Here is a 16595-nt window from a genome sequence, read left to right as displayed (position 1 = left end):
CGGTCACAATCAAGGCTCCTCTCGATTGGAGCCTGAAACCGGGAGACGAGGACGATGCGTCGAAGACGTCTGATGCGGCCGGCGATGATTCTCGCTCTCTTCGTCGCGCAATCCGCCAGTGGGGCCAACGACGACCGCAGTCCCATCGGCCAACGGGTTGCCAACCTGGAATTCAAGGACACGCGTTTCCTCACTCGATCGCTCGACGACTTCGCCGCCAAGAAAGCCTTCGTCATCGTCGCAACCAACACGACCTGTCCCCTCGTGCAGCATTACTTGCCGGTGCTCGCTCAGCTCGAGAAACAGTATCGCGACCGCGGCGTCCAGTTCTTGGCCCTCAACGTCGGTCCGGACGACACGATCGTCGCGATGGCCACGCAAGCCGTCGAAACCAACACAGAATTTCCGTTTGTCAAAGATATTGACTCCATCTGTGCCAAGTCGCTCGGCTTGCAGCGTACTCCGGAGACCGTGGTCCTCGACTCCGACTACCGGATCCGCTATCGCGGCCGGATCGACGATCAGTTCCGTTTGACCGGTGAGCGCCCCCGGGCCGACCGACATGATCTCCGTGACGCCCTTGATGACCTCCTTGCGGGTCGTGCGGTCGCACGCGAAGCGACAACCGTGGATGGATGCCTGATCACAGCCGCTGTTCCGCTCGGGCAGGGACTGGTCCCCACGTACTCCCGAGCGATCGCGCCTTTGGTTCAACGGCACTGCCAGGACTGCCATCATCCGGGAACCGAGGCACCGTTCCCGTTGATCAGTTATCGTGACGTCGTCTCACAGTCGGCGATGATTGCGGAAGTGGTCGCCGACCGACGGATGCCCCCTTGGTTCGCGAGCGACAAGCACGGGACGTTCGCCAACCGCCGCGGGCTGAGCGAGCGGGAACGCGAAACGTTCCTCCGGTGGATCCAGGGCGGAATGCCCCGAGGCGACACCGCGCAAGAACCAAAACCACGCAAGTTTCCCACCGGGCGGTGGCGGATCGGCGAGCCCGACCTGACCACGACGATGCTCCTGGCGCACGAGCTTCCCGCCTCCGGCTCCGTCGACTATCGCTATGCGATCTTGCCCTATCTCTTTACCCACGACACCTGGGTTCAGTCCGTCGAGATCATTTCCGACAATTCTCGGGTCGTTCACCACGCCAACCTCGCCTATAACAAGGTGGGGGAACGAGCGCGTCAGGAGAACTTCATCACCGGGCGCGTGCCCGGCGGCGATCCGATGGTCCTGGACGACGGAACGGCGTACCTGATTCCCAAAGGGAGCGTCCTCGGTCTTCAAATCCACTATACGACGACGGGCAAACCTGAGCGAGCGCGGCTCTCGGTGGGGCTGAAATTCCCGCGCGTCGAGGTCCGGAATCAGCTCCGCCACCAGCAGGTTTCCGCCACCCGATTCCAGATTCCTCCCCAGGCGCCGGCGCACCCGGTCTCCGCCCGCCGTGGCCTCGAGTTCGACGCGACCGGAGTCGGTCTCTTTGCACACATGCACGCGCGTGGCAAGGATATGACATTTCTCGCCCGGCACCCCAACGGGTTGACCGATACCCTGCTCTTGATTCCCAACTACAACTTTGACTGGCAGCAGTCGTACCGCTGGGCGCCGGGGACGAAAACGTTTCCCAAGGGAACCCGCTTCGAGGTCCTCGCGCACTTTGACAACTCGGCGTTCAACCCGTACAACCCCGACTCATCGCAGACGGTTGGGAATGGTGACCAGACTTTCAACGAAATGATGTACGGCTTCTACTTCTATACCCGTAACGACGAAGACTTGCACTTGTCGATCGACCCCAAGACCGGGGCGGTGCTCCCGCACGATCCGGTCGAGACACCACGGCCTTGAACACCTGGCTCGCACTTGGCGTTCATGGCCTGGTCGATTTGACGGCGATCGTCACCCATTGGCAAACCGTTGGGCGCGATTTCTCCGCGGCATGTCCGACGCATCACTCTGTGTGAGCAAGGGGATGCGTTCTTTCCCCGTCGAGCCGGAGCGTTTTTCTTTAATAAACTTAGCCGTCGGACAACGACTTTGCCGTCTTCAATAAAAAAAGGATGCTAAACTTCAGCGACGACCGATTGCTCGCTCTCTCTTATTCGACGCAGAAATAAGCCGAGAGGTCGATCATCCGCAGTCCGCGTGCGCGCTGGCCCATCAAAGGTGGACTGCTTCGCTTTGCGCATTCTTGCCCGATCAACGCACCGCCCAACAATCTGAGTCCCATCGATCGAATGCGATTCCCAAGGAAATCCTTCCCTGGGGACCGGGTTCGTTCTACGCCCATCAATCGGGAGTTACACCGTGGCACCGCTCCGAGACAAGAAAGCAACGGCACGACGGGGCCGACTTCGTGTGGAAAGTCTCGAAGATCGTGTTCTCCTCGCCGAGATGGCCGCCTGGGTGGGACAGAATAATACGGATTACGTGGGGCGGGATGGCCTGAGCCCGGATGGGTATCAGGACATCGACATCCACCTGTTCGGTCTGGACCCCAGTCGGGCCATCGATCGCGTTGAGGTGCAGCGACAGTACGGCGGCCTGTGGACGGCCACGTCCAGCCTGTCCTCGCAGGCGCTCCTGGTCAGGAGCCAGACCCAGGCAACCGGCGCGTGGTCAACCGAAGCCGACGTCTATCTCGAGCCCTATTTCAACGACCCAGCAAACACCCGTTATGAAGCGATCCGAATCAAGTACGCCGACGGCACATTAGCAACGATCAACAACCTGCTCTCGACCTCATCGGTCAACGTTCAACTTCGGGTTCAGGGCAAGGATCTGGGTGTGATCTGGGCGGGGCAGGACGGTCCCGACTTGACCGGGCCCGGACCGTCCGCGGGATCCGATGGGATCAAGGACATCCACCTCAAGCTCACGAATTTGCTCGACTATCGCCGGGCGACCGATGGCGGGCTAAGCACGTTCAACGTCGACACCGACACGGTCATCGTGTCGATGCCGACGGCCGACGGCTCGACGGTCAACTGGCTGGCCGGTCCCCGGCCGACCGGCATGTCCTCATCGTACAACCGGGCGGAAATCTTCCTCGATCCGTCCGACCCCAGCCGGGCGGACGTGTACCTGAACCCGGTCGCCGGACTCGGGGCGGGGTCCACCGTGACGGTGACCGTCGGGTATAACCGGATCGGCAAAATGGACGCCAGCCCCAATCTCGTCGGGTCGGCCAGTCAGTTGGTCGCCACCATCGCGACCACGCCCGACCCGACGCTCGCGGCCAGTGCGTCTCAGGACCCGAGCATCCCGGTCTCGTTCTCCGGTCCTTCGGCGCTTTGGTCGCGACAGGACAACGCGAACACGAATACGCCCGGATTCGTCCACATCACCCTGTCCGGACTCCCCGCGGGCTGGTCCATGGCCGAGGCCGTGCTCAGCGACGATATCGGCTGGGTCTGGACTCCGGGCGACCTCAATAGCGCAAAACGGCTGACGATCCGCCCCCTTGCCGATCCCACCAAGGCCGACCTCATTTTCGCGCCGATCCGCGACGAATCCGACGCCTTGATGAGCTTGCGGTTCCGGCTCGCCGGTGGCACCGTTCAATACGTCAGCCAGTTTCGCGGTGGCGTCGCCGATCCGAATCTCCGCGATCCGGCTCCGCTTGCCAGTTCGATCACCGTCGACCCCGCCTCGATCAGCCAGCCCGGGCAAGACCTCAATTCGCTGGCCAAACGTTATGGAACGATTCACCTGAAGGCGGGAGTCTACGCGCTCTCCGCGCCGATCGACCTGGTCAATTCCATCGCCTTGATCGCCGACCCCGGGGCGATCTTCTCGTTCTCTCAGGCGAGTGCCGACCCGGCCTGGTCGTATGCGATCAAGATCCACAAGAGCCACACGACGCTCGACGGCCTTTCGATCCGCTTTGCCACCCCGATCCGCTGGACCACCGACTTTCAGATGAACCCCGCGGTGATCGGGTCGGCCTATAGCGATTCCAACTTCGGCCCGAATCCGAAGGTCGACCTCAACTTTCGAAATCTGAACATCGATTATTCGCCTCAAGGCTCGGCGATCGGTTACTACAACCTCACGGTCGTCCGTCTGATTCGAGGCAACTACGACGATAGCGGCGTGATCGCCAACAACGTCTTCCGAGGCGGCCCGGTCGAGCTCTGGGGCGGCCCCTGGACGATCACGGGCAACGACTACCGAGGCGCCTCGGCCGGCACGTCCGTCTCGCCGGTCTTCGCGATCCGCTACAGCCATGACATCCTTCTCGAGGGCAATCACGCTCATCAGGTCGACCCGGCCGGTATCACCTACGGCTTTCTCCTCTTCACGGGCACGAGCAGCAATACGACGGTTCGTAACAACGTCATCGACGGTGGAATCGGCCGCGATGCCGCCGTGAATCCCGGAGGGCAGTACAACCTCCCGGAACTGATTCTGACCGAGTCGTACTATCCCCACTACGAAGGCCCGGCGATCGTCAGTCCCGTCAGTCGCCGACTCCTCAAGGTGGGCACTCTGCGCGGAACGCCAGGCGAACCCGGGGACATCGTCGCGATCCTGTCGGGCCCCTCCGCGGGACGCTGGTTTCGGATCGCTCAGACGATCGACCCGCAAAACTATCTCCTGGATGGAGATCTCCCCGCGGGGGATTACACGATCTCGATCACACGAGGCTTCGTCAACGACGTCTACGAGGGCAATACCATCGACACGTCGAGCCTTCAAAAATCGTCGTCGATTGCCTTCCAACTCGCGGGGACGCATGTTGGCACCCTGATTCGTAACAACCTCGTCATCGGGGCCCAGCCATTCTCCATCGCCGCCAGCGCAACCCAGGAAGCGTGGCAGGGGAGTACGGCCTACCCCGCGCCCTGGGGCTGGTCTCACTCGCCCGTCTTCGACCTCACGATCGACGGCAACACCTTCCGAGACCCGGTCTTCTGGACGCTCGGCTCGAGTCCGGCGGGCGCAACGCGCACCGTGGCTCAGGGTGTCCTGACGGTGGAACATAGCACGAACATTCAGGAGAATCGCGGCCGGCTCTACTTGAGTGGCTCAGTCACCGACAATCAATTCATTTATTCGGATGCTTTGGTGGCAGCAACCACCGGGAATTTCACCTCACTCCAGATCGGCGACCCCACCTCGATCGACCCGGGTGAGTTGCGGCTCACCCAGTTCAGCGGCAACAGTTCGACAACCTCCCCCGCGTTCGTCCAAGCCGGCCGGAAGGTCGGGTTCCAGTTCCTCGCGGGGAACCTCGCCGGCCAGGTCCTTGAGCCCCCGCAGTCTCCCGCGGCGACGCAAGTGACCGCCGTGTCGCACAATCAAGACGGCTCGGACTTTGTCGGCCGCAGCGCCACCACGGCTCCGGACGGTCTTCAGGACGTCCACATCGTGCTGGCCGGCCTGCGCACCGACCTGGCGATCCAGACGATCGACATCTATCCCTACGGTGGTGGCCACTACCAATACGCCACAACCGGTCTTCCGGCCAACACGCCCGGCCTCACCCCGGGGGCCTGGCGCATCGGAGTTGTCCGAAGCCTCCTCGGCCCTTCCCGATTCGCGGCCACGGCGGACCTCTACGTTCAGCCTTACGCACCGATCAGCGCAACGAGCCACTACGACATTCTCATCACTTATGCCAATGGCCTTACCGCAAGCCTGCCCCTCTTCGGGGTCGTGGTGGCCGACCCGTCGCTGCGAGTCAATAGTGGTCCCGCCACTGTGACGGCGACATCGCTGGGCCAGGATAACTCCGACTTCGTCGGGTACGGCACCACACTCGCGCCCGATGGATACCAGGACATCCATATCGTCCTGGCGGGGCTCCCCTCGAACAAGGCGATCGCCCAGGTCGACGTGCTTCCCTACGGCTACGGCCACTACCAATACGTCGCCCCACTGCCAACGTCCCTGCCGACTCAGATCAACCGCAGCTCCTGGATTTGGCGAGCCGCGTTGGTTCGAGATTCTCTTGGCCTCGGCACTTATTCCACCACCGCGGACCTCTACGTCCCCTCGTTAATCCCGGAGAACGGCATCCAGAAGGGGACCAATTCCTCCAATCATTACGACTTGCTCATCACCTATGCCGACGGATCGACCAGTAGTACGGTCGCGTGGGGTGTGGTGGGCGACCCCAGCGCCAAGGTGGTCGGTCTCGCGGCCAAGTCGTACGGCCAGGATGGCGCTGACTTTGTCGGCCCCACGCCCGCCCCCCAGAGCGATGGAATTCAGGATCTCCATCTCGGTCTGACCGGACTCCGCACCGACCTCCAAGTCAGCCAGGTGGACGTCTGGGCCGTCGGGGGCGGATCGTGGACCTACCAAGGGTCAGCCTATCAGTCCGCGGTCAAGCTGGTTCGGGCGTCGAACGGTCCCGGTTCGTATGCGCCGACGGGCGACCTCTACCTGGCGCCGAATTCGAGCTTCCTCGGAGCCGACGGCACTCTGATTCCCCAGACGCTCCAGATTCTGGTCCGTTATGCCGATGGTTCCACGTCCGCCCAGACTCAGCTCACCGGAGTCCTCGCCGACCCGCGTCTGCTCAACCCGGTGGCCACTTCCCTGAACCAGGATGGCCACGACCTGGCTCGACTCGCCGCGTCGAGCGGATCCGACGGCAAGCAGGACGTTCATGTCGTACTCTCAAACCTGCCGACCACCACGCCGGTGGCGCGCGTCGTCGTGCGACGCCTGGGGAGTGGCGGTTCGTATCTGTCCGACGGTTCGACCGGCTCGTGGATGGCCGTTTTCCGCCAGCCACAAACCGGGCCGGCGACTTATGCGTCGGCGGCCGACCTCTACTTTGAGCCCGATCCCAGCGTCCACGACGTCAACCAGAGCTACCAGATCGACGTCTACTTCGGCGACACGGCGAGCCGGCCGCTCTCGCTCTTGACGACGATCACGGCGACGCCGGGCCTGGCCATGCCTTCCGCGGCCCCCAACACCACGTTGCAGGTCCGGTCGGTCTCGGCCGCGGCCACCCTCCCGCAGGCGTTCGCCACCACGACCGCGACGGTTCCCCTGAGCACGCTCACCACCAGCACCACCACGACCAGCGTTCCCGCACCGTTGACTGCCGTTCCGACCCCATCGCCTGCAACGGCCGAGTCCTCCGCCCGCAAAATCCCGCTCGGACCGCTCGGCCATCCCCACCGCAAAGGACGCCACGTTCCGACTCCCTCGGTCGTGTCGACCCCGCACCAACCGGCCGCTAACCTCGGAGCCGGCCACAAGGCGGCGGCAGCGCTCAAGGCCTCGATCCGCCGGCACCGGCGAAGCCACTGACCCGCGCGGGAACCCGTTTCTCGCGAGACCGAGTAAAACCGAGGACGAGAAGGGCCACCCCTGGCAAAGATCGGGGGGGCCCTTTATGTTTCATACGGACGTTCCTGGTCAGGCGTTCGCGATCCGAACGGTGCGCCAAGAAACATCAGATCCTCCAATCTGTGAATCTTGGGATCCCAAGAAATCTTCCTGCTCGTTGGCCACGGACTTCTCCAATGAAGCGCACCCTCCTGATGCTCGGGGTCGGTTTCGCGGCATTCGCTTCGGCCTACGCCGCCACGAAGCTCTGGAACGCGCCTGCCGCCCCTCCCCGGGCGATGGTCTGGATCGCGGGAGGGGAATTTACGATGGGCACCGACTCGGACCTCGGCTGGCCCGACGAACGCCCCGCCCACCGGGTCCGGGTCGACGGCTTCTGGATCGACGAGCACGAGGTGACCAACGACGAATTCGCCGCGTTCGTGGCGGCCACGCGTTACGTCACCACCGCCGAAACCGCACCGAAAGCCGAAGACATCCTCGCTCAGTCTTCACCGGGAACGCCCCCGCCCCCACCGGAGGCACTCGTCCCTGGATCCCTGGTCTTTCAACCCACGGAGGAAGCGGTCGACCTCCGCGACTTCGCCCGTTGGTGGCGCTGGACTCCCGGCGCGAATTGGCGGCATCCGGAGGGGCCGGGCAGCACCATCCAGGGCAAAGGGGGCCACCCGGTGGTCCAGGTCTCCTGGGACGACGCTTCCGCCTACGCGCGTTGGGCGGGCAAGCGACTCCCCACCGAGGCCGAGTGGGAGTTCGCCGCGCGCGGTGGCCTCGACGGCCGCCCTTACGTCTGGGGGGACGCGCCCTTCTCGCTCGACCGGCCCCAAGCCAACATCTGGCAAGGGGCATTCCCCTATCGGAACACCGTGGCGGACGGCTACGAACGCACCGCGCCGGTGAAGTCATTCCCGCCCAACGGATACGGCCTCTTCGACATGGGAGGCAACGTCTGGGAGTGGTGCGCCGACTGGTATCAGCGCGACCTCTACCGGGGACGTGCCGGCCGCGGCCTGACTCTCAATCCGACCGGTCCCGAGCAAAGCTCCGACCCAGCGCGCCCGTTCACTCCCCAACGCGTGCAGCGCGGAGGCTCGTTTCTGTGCAACGACAGTTACTGCTCGCGCTATCGTCCGTCGGCCCGCCACGGCTGTAGCCCGGATACGGGCATGTCACACGTCGGTTTCCGTTGCGTGAAGACCCCAACGTCCTGAGAGGAGACTTCCACGTATGAGAAAAAGCGTATTCCTCCAAACCCTCGCCCTGATCGCGATCGGCTCGTTGCTCGGTTACGCCGCGGCGACGACCGGCGGCCCTCGGCCCGTGAAGGCGGCCCCGGCAGTGCCGGGTTCACCCACTTGCGTCACCCCGGGAGAGCCGGGACAAGCCGCGTGCTGCTCGAGCGACCTCGATCGTGGTACGCTCCTGGCCTTGGCGGAGCGCAACGCAGCCGTCGCCGACGAGGCGGCCCAGAACGGCAAGAAACCAAACATCCTGGTGATCTTCGGTGACGACATCGGTCAGACGAACGTTAGCGCCTACTCGATGGGCCTGATGGGCTACCGCACCCCGAATATCGATCGGGTCGCCAAAGAGGGGATGATCTTCACCGACTACTACGCCGAACAGAGTTGCACCGCCGGGCGGTCCTCGTTCCTCACCGGCCAGTGCACGTTCCGCACCGGACTGAGCAAAGTGGGTGTGCCCGCCTCGCCGGTCGGGCTCCAGAAGGAAGACCCGACCATCGCCGAGTTGCTCAAGAATCAGGGGTACGTCACCGGCCAGTTCGGCAAGAACCACCTCGGAGACCTGAACGAATACCTGCCCACGGTCCACGGTTTCGACGAATTCTTCGGGAACCTCTACCACCTCAACGCCGAGGAAGAACCGGAGCAGAGAACTTACCCGCGCGACCCCGAGTTCAAGCGAATCTTCGGACCGCGCGGCGTGCTTCGCTGCAAGGCGACCGACCAGGATGACCCGACTGTCGACCCCCGATTCGGTCGCGTCGGCAAGCAAGTCATCGAAGACACAGGGGCGCTCACCAAGAAGCGGATGGAACACATCGACGATGAAACGTCCGATGCGGCCATCGACTACATCAAGCGGAAGCATGACGGCGGCACACCGTTCTTCGTCTGGTTCAACAGCACCCGGATGCACCTGCGCACCCACGTCGCCGCGGACCGACGCAGCCCTCCCGGGCTCTCCGCCTTGACGGAATACGCCGACGGCATGGTCGAGCATGATGGACACGTGGGCAAACTGCTCAAGACCCTCGACGACCTCAAGATCGCGGACAACACCATCGTCGTCTACACAACCGACAATGGCCCCCACATGAACACATGGCCGGACGGCGCCATGACCCCGTTCCGGAGCGAGAAGAACACGAACTGGGAAGGGGCATTCCGCGTCCCTTGCATGGTCCGCTGGCCGGGCAAGATCAAAGCAGGCTCGGTCTCCAACGAGATTGTCAGCGGGCACGACTGGCTGCCCACCTTGCTCGCGGCGGCCGGCGATCCTGAGATCAAGGAGAAGCTCTTGAAGGGCCACCAGGCGGCCGGGAAAGAGTTCAAGGTTCACCTCGACGGCTGGAATCAGCTCCCCTACCTGACCGGGGAAGTCGAGAAAAGTCCCCGTCGCGGATTCTTCTACTTCAACGACGACGGCGACCTCGTCGGGCTCCGGGCCGAGAACTGGAAGATCGTGTTCATGGAGCAGCGCGCCCCCGGCACGCTCCGGGTCTGGGCCGAGCCCTTCACCCCGCTTCGCCTGCCCAAGCTCTTCGACCTGCGGTCCGACCCCTATGAGCGCGCCGACGTCACCTCCAACACGTACTACGACTGGCTCGTCTCCCAGCCCTACGTCATCTTCGCGGCCCAGGCCGTGACCGGCAAGTTCCTGGCGACGTTCAAGGACTTCCCGCCCCGCCAGCGGGCTCCGAGTTTCAGCGTCGATCAGGCCATGGACAAGATGAAGGAGAATCTCGGCAGCCACTGAACGCGGGTGCTCGGGTGACGTTGGGCCCACGGTCCCATCGAAATGGGCTCGCTCGGTCTCTGCCCAATCGCGAGTCGTTCGGCTGCCATCGGTTCCAGCTTCGGAACCGATGGCAGCCAAGTTCATCGGGATCCGGCGCGTGGTTCCCCTCACGATTGACTTCAAGGAACAAGCATGAATTCACACTCTGCGTCCGCTCTGATCGCGCTGGCGCTCGCCGCGATCCTCACAAAGCCCGCCGTAGGCCAAGTTGACCCGCTCCCCTCATGGAACGAGGGGGTGACGAAAAAGGCCATCGTCGAGTTCGTCGGCAAGGTGACCAAGCAAGGAGGGTCGGACTACGTCCCTCCCGCCGAACGGATCGCAGCCTTCGACAACGACGGGACGCTCTGGTGCGAGCACCCCCTCTACGTCCAGATCGTCTTTGCCGTGGACCGGGTTCGCGCGTTCGCGGCCAAGCACCCGGAAGTGAAGGACCAGCCTTTATTCAAAGCCGCGCTCGGGGGAGACATCCAAGCAGTCCTCTCCGTCTCAGCCTACGATCGCCTTCAGTTCCTCGCGACCAGCCATGCCGGGATGACTTCCGACGAGTTCACCACGATCGTCGAAGACTGGCTGAAGACCGCGCGGCACCCCCGGTTTAAACGGCCGTACACCGAGCTCGTCTATCAACCGATGCTCGAGTTGCTCGCCTACCTCCGTGCCAATCAGTTCAAAACCTTCATCGTCTCCGGCGGCGGCGTCGAGTTCATGCGCCCCTGGACGGCCTCGGTCTACGGGATTCCTCCCGAGCAAGTGGTCGGCAGTTCCGTCAAGCTGAAGTACGAACTCAAGGACGGACAACCGACGCTCTTCCGGCTCGCCGAGATTAACTTCGTCGACGACAAGGCCGGCAAGCCCGTGGGCATCCAGCAATCCATCGGCCGCCGCCCGATCGCGGCGTTCGGCAACTCCGACGGCGACTACGAGATGCTCCGCTGGGTAACGTCGGGCCCTGGCCCGCGGTTCGGCCTAATCGTCCACCATACCGACGCCGAGCGGGAATACGCCTACGATCGCAAGGCCAACGTCGGCCGCCTGGTCCGGGCGCTTGACGAGGCTCCCGAGCGCGGGTGGCTCGTCATGGATATGAAGAGGGATTGGAACGTCGTCTTCCCTCGAACAAACCCATAATATTCCGACATAACACACTAGCTGATTTCGCAATTTTTCACATCATTGAGTCGAAATATTCCGACATCTCGACGGCTCACTCCCGTAGATGTTCGCTCGCTGAAGCCTGAGACACCGCAGTAAGGGAGCCTTCGGCCATGAGCAAAACGTTGATGAGACTGTCCGCGGGCCTGATCGTTGCCCTTGGCGCCTGGAGCGCGGGGACGGGCCTACTGGTGACACGTGCCAGAGCTGAGGAACTGGTCCCGCGAACGCGATTGGATGCGGGACGAGCCGCGGGTTTCCCGGTCCTCCCCCCACCTCCCGTGCCATTCCAGGGCAAGATCGACCTGCGGGCCAACGACTCGACGCCCGACTTTCCGCGGCCGATCGATGCGCCCGACGGAGCGCCCAATATCCTCCTGGTCTTGCTCGACGACGTGGGGTTCGGCGCCTCGAGCACGTTCGGGGGGCCATGTCCCACGCCAACGCTCGAAGCGCTGGCGAAGCGAGGCCTGCGGTACAACCAATTTCACACCACCGCGCTCTGCTCGCCGACACGGGCCGCATTGATCACCGGCCGGAACCACCACTCCGTCCACACCGCCTGCATCATGGAAGCCGGCACCGGTTTCCCGGGCTACGACACATTGATGGGAAAGGACACCGCGACGGTGGCCGAACTCCTCAAACAAAACGGCTGGAACACGGCCTGGTTCGGCAAGAACCACAACGTGCCCGACTGGCAGAGCAGTCAAAATGGGCCGTTCGACCTCTGGCCCACCGGGCTCGGTTTCGAGCACTTCTACGGGTTCGTCGGCGGCGATACGAGCCAGTGGCGGCCGGCGACCATCGAAGGGACCAAGCCGATCGAACCTTATCTCGGCAACCCTGACTATCACTTCGATGATGATATCGCCAACCAGGCGATCAAGTGGATCCGCGGCCAGAAGGCGATCTCACCCGACAAGCCGTTCTTCGCCTATTACGCCCCGGGCGCCACTCACGCCCCGCACCACGCCAGCGCCGATTGGATCGCGAAGGCCAAAGGCAAGTTTGACCAGGGGTGGGACAAGGTCCGCGAAGAAACGTTCGCACGTCAAAAGGCACTCGGAGTGATCCCAAGGAATGCCAAGCTGACGCCAAGACCCGAGGGGATCCCGGCTTGGGACACACTTACAGCCGACCAAAAGCGGGTGTATGCCCGGATGATGGAGCTCTATTCCGCCTACCTGTCGCAGACTGACCACAATATCGGCCGGGTCGTTGATGCCATCGAGCAGTCGGGGCAGCTTGATAATACGATCATCTTCTACATCGTTGGTGATAACGGGGCGAGCGCTGAGGGGAGCATGCAGGGCTTGCTCAATGAGATGACCTTTTTCAACCACGTGCCCGAGAACATCCAGGACGTGCTCGGACGGGTCGATGACCTCGGGACCTGGAAGACCTACAACCACTACCCGGCCGGTTGGGCACACGCGATGTGCACCCCGTTCCAGTGGACGAAGCAGGTGGCCTCGCACTACGGCGGCACCCGCAACGGGATGGTCGTCTCCTGGCCGAGACGGATCAAGAACAAAGAGCAGGGGGGTCTACGGAGCCAGTGGCACCACGTCATCGACATCGTCCCCACGATCCTCGACGTCGTCCAGGTCACCACTCCCGCCACGGTGAACGGGGTCGCTCAGAAGCCGATCGAAGGGGCGAGCATGGCGTACACCTTCGACGACGCCGACGCACCGTCGCGGCGAACGACCCAGTATTTCGAGATGCTCGGGAACCGGGCGATCTACCACGACGGTTGGGTCGCCTGCACCACGCCTCCGATCCCCCCCTGGGACCCGAACAGCGCCGACATCGACCCGATCACCGGCTACCGCTGGGAGCTCTACCACGTCGCGAACGACTTCACCCAGGCCAACGACCTTGCAAGCAAGTCTCCCGACCGACTCAAGGATCTGCAACTCCTGTTTTACACCGAGGCCGCAAAGTACGACGTGCTGCCCATCGATAACAGCCGGACCGGCCGGATGGACCCGGCGGGCCGGCCGAGCTTGACCCGGGGCCGATCCTCGTTCCATTTGTACGAGGGAATGAGCCGGATCCCGGAGGGGGCCGCCCCGGACATCAAGAACAAGTCGTTCGCGATCACCGCCGAGGTCGAGGTCCCCAACGACGGAGCCGCCGGGATGATCGTCACCCAGGGCGGCCTGTTCGGCGGCTATGCCCTCTATTTGGAGAGGGGGAGGCCGGTGTTCCACTACAACTTCGTGGACGTCGCGCACACGGCAGTCGCCGCGCGGAAGGCTTTAAGCCCAGGTCGGCACGCCATCCATGTCGATTTCCGTTACGACGGCGGTGGAATCGGCAAAGGAGGCGAGGCCAAACTCTCGGTGGATGGCGAGTCCGTCGGTCAGGTGCGGATCGAACGAACGATCCCGGTCCGGCTCACGCTCGATGAAGGGCTCGACGTCGGCCTGGATACCGGCACGCCGGTGAACCTCTCGTACGACGTTCCCTTCAAGTTCACCGGCAAAATCCAGAAGGTGACGATCGACCTGAAGTGAGCGCTCTCACCCCCTCTCGCACCTTGGAGGCAACACCGTTGCGCATCCCCCAACCCTTCGCCACCGGCGCTCTGTTCGGCTGGCTGATCGTGGTTCCTCTCGTTCCGTACGCCCGCGCCGCAGGCAAGCCAGAAGACTCGGGAACAGCCAATTCTCCCGTACTCCCTCCCCCGGCAACCGAATTCCGAGGCCAGATCGGCCGAACCTACAAGGATTCCACGCCCGGCAAGTTTCCGGTCGTCAAGGCTCCCGCCGAGGCGCCCAACGTGCTGATCGTGCTGATCGACGATTCCGGGTTCGGCCAGTGGGGCACGTTCGGCGGCCAGGTCCCGACTCCGAACCTCGACAAGCTCGCCGCGAGTGGACTCAAATATAATCGCTTCCACACGACGGCACTTTGCTCCCCCACCCGCGCGGCCCTGCTCACCGGCCGCAACCACCACTCAGCGGCGACCGGCAACATCACCGAGTTGGGGAGCAGCTACCCGGGCTACACCGGGCAGATCCCCAAGAGCTGCGCCATGGTCTCGGAGATCGTCCGCCAGAACGGATACAGCACGGCCTTCTTCGGCAAGAACCACAACATCGCGGATTGGGAGACGAGCGTCTCCGGCCCCTACGACCGCTGGCCCGGCCTCCAAGGGTTCGACCATTTCTACGGGTTCGTCGGCGGCGAGTCGAACCAGTGGCAGCCGGCGCTCTACGACGGCAACACGCCCGTCGAGATGGAACCGCCCAAGGGCCGCGAGGCTGATTACACACTCAACGAGCACCTCGCCGACAAGGCGATCGACTACCTCCATCAGCAGAAGTCGGTGACTCCCGACCGACCCTTCTTCGTCTATTATGCCCCGGGCGCCACCCATGCGCCGCACCATGTCCCCAAGTCGTGGCTGGCCAAGTTCAAGGGCCAGTTCGACCGAGGCTGGGACGTCTATCGCGAAGAAACGTTCGCTCGTCAAAAGCAGCTCGGCGTGATCCCGGCCGAGACCAAGCTCACGCCGCGGCCCAAGGAGATCCCGGCGTGGGACACGCTGACCGTGGCCCAGAAGCAGGTGGCCGCCCGGCTGATGGAGGCATTCGCGGCCTACACCGCCCAGACGGACCAGGAAGTTGGCCGTGTAATCGACGCGATCGAGGAAATGGGCCAACGTGAGAACACGTTGATTTTTTGGGAGGTTGGCGATAACGGGTCATCGATGGAGGGGAGTCTGTACGGCCTGTTCAATGAGATGGTCGGCCTGGGCGGCGAGAAGGAAGACCCCGCCTACATTCACGCGCACCTCGACGAGGTCGGCGGCCCAAAATCGTACAATCACTTCCCAGTCGGCTGGGCCTGGGCGATGAACACGCCCTTTCAGTGGGGCAAGCAAGTCGCCTCTCATCTGGGGGGCGTCCGCAACCCGCTGGTCATCTCCTGGCCCAACCGGATCAAGGACAAAGGCGGAGTTCGCAGCCAGTTTCACCACGTGATCGACCTCGCGCCGACGATCCTCGAGGCGGCCGGAATCCGTGAGCCTGCCGAGGTCAACGGCGTCACTCAGAAGCCGATCGAAGGTGTAAGCATGGCTTACTCATTCGCCGACTCGAAGGCGAAAAGCCCGAGGCAGACCCAGTATTTCGAGATGTTCGGCAACCGTGCCATCTACGACAAAGGCTGGATTGCCACCTGCCGGCATGGCCGCCTCCCCTGGGAAAACAGTGGCGGGTCTGACTTCACCAAGGATGAGTGGCAGCTCTACCATCTCGACGACGACTTTAGTGAAGCGAACGACCTTGCGGCCAAACACCCGCAACAACTCCGCGACCTCCAGGATCTCTTCTGGGTCGAGGCCGCGAAGTACAACGTCCTGCCCCTCGACGACCGGTTCATCGAACGGGCCGACCCCGCGATGCGACCAAGCCTGATCGCAGGGCGCACCCAGTTCCTCTATTTCCCCGGAGCGCGGCGGATCCCGGAAAGTTCGTCACCCAACATCAAGAACAAGTCGCACTCGATCACAGCGCAAGTCGTCATCCCCGAAGGCGGGGCGTCCGGAACGCTGGTCGCGGCCGGCGGAGTCGTCGGCGGCTACTCACTCTTCATCAAGGAGGGAAAACCGGTCTATGAGTACAACCGGTTCACCCAGGACCGCTACAAGGTCACCGGTTCGGAACGGCTTGCCCCGGGAAAGCATGCGATCCGAGTCGAGTTCAAATACGATGGCGGCGGTCTTGGCAAAGGGGGAGTTGTCACGCTTCATGTCGACGCCAAGAAGGTCGCCGAGGGCCGAGTCGAGAAGACAATCTCAGGTCGGTTCTCCGCCGACGAAACGTTCGACACCGGACTCGATACCGGCTCGCCGGTGAGTGACGCCTATGAGTCGCCATTCAAGTTTACGGGGACCATTCAGCGGGTTGAGATCGAGCTTGGGAACGAAAACCTCTCGCAAACCGACATCGAGAGGCTCCGCCGGGTCGAGTCAACACGTCGCAATTCTGACTAATTGACATTTCTGTAATCTTGTCGGGTGGGCATGGCCCACCAGGTTTCGCCTCCGGGTATCA

At 63.2% G+C, this 16595-nt stretch carries 7 protein-coding genes; all 7 read left to right on the top strand.

Features of this window, described 5'->3' with window-relative positions:
- The first annotated feature begins 54 nt into the window (after positions 1-54).
- The 7 genes from BUS42_RS31240 to BUS42_RS31210 all read left to right on the top strand — a co-directional run bounded on the left by BUS42_RS31240 (position 55) and on the right by BUS42_RS31210 (position 16534).
- Positions 55-1860 carry a redoxin family protein gene (locus BUS42_RS31240; RefSeq protein WP_074313620.1) on the top strand — a complete coding sequence of 602 codons (1806 nt, stop codon included), beginning with the start codon at positions 55-57 and terminating at the stop codon, positions 1858-1860.
- Between the two features lie 459 nt (positions 1861-2319).
- A complete protein-coding gene (locus BUS42_RS31235; protein WP_074313618.1) occupies positions 2320-7287 on the top strand; it encodes a right-handed parallel beta-helix repeat-containing protein in 4968 nt (1655 codons plus the stop codon).
- Positions 7288-7502: 215 nt separating this feature from the next.
- Complete coding sequence (locus BUS42_RS31230; RefSeq protein ID WP_074313615.1) at positions 7503-8537, top strand: formylglycine-generating enzyme family protein; 1035 nt, start codon at positions 7503-7505, stop codon at positions 8535-8537.
- Between the two features lie 16 nt (positions 8538-8553).
- Entirely contained in the window at positions 8554-10326 is a 1773-nt protein-coding gene (locus tag BUS42_RS31225) for an arylsulfatase (protein WP_074313613.1), read from the top strand.
- A 174-nt stretch (positions 10327-10500) separates the two neighbouring features.
- Positions 10501-11499, top strand: a complete 999-nt coding sequence (locus BUS42_RS31220; RefSeq protein WP_074313611.1) for an HAD family hydrolase — start codon at positions 10501-10503, stop codon at positions 11497-11499.
- 137 nt (positions 11500-11636) lie between these two features.
- Entirely contained in the window at positions 11637-14048 is a 2412-nt protein-coding gene (locus BUS42_RS31215) for an arylsulfatase (RefSeq protein WP_074313609.1), read from the top strand.
- 38 nt (positions 14049-14086) lie between these two features.
- Positions 14087-16534, top strand: a complete 2448-nt coding sequence (locus tag BUS42_RS31210; RefSeq protein ID WP_074313607.1) for an arylsulfatase — start codon at positions 14087-14089, stop codon at positions 16532-16534.
- Positions 16535-16595: the final 61 nt, after the last annotated feature.

It is taken from the genome of Singulisphaera sp. GP187, from assembly GCF_900129635.1.
GTDB lineage: Bacteria > Planctomycetota > Planctomycetia > Isosphaerales > Isosphaeraceae > Singulisphaera.
This window is presented reverse-complemented; position numbering and strand designations above follow the sequence as displayed.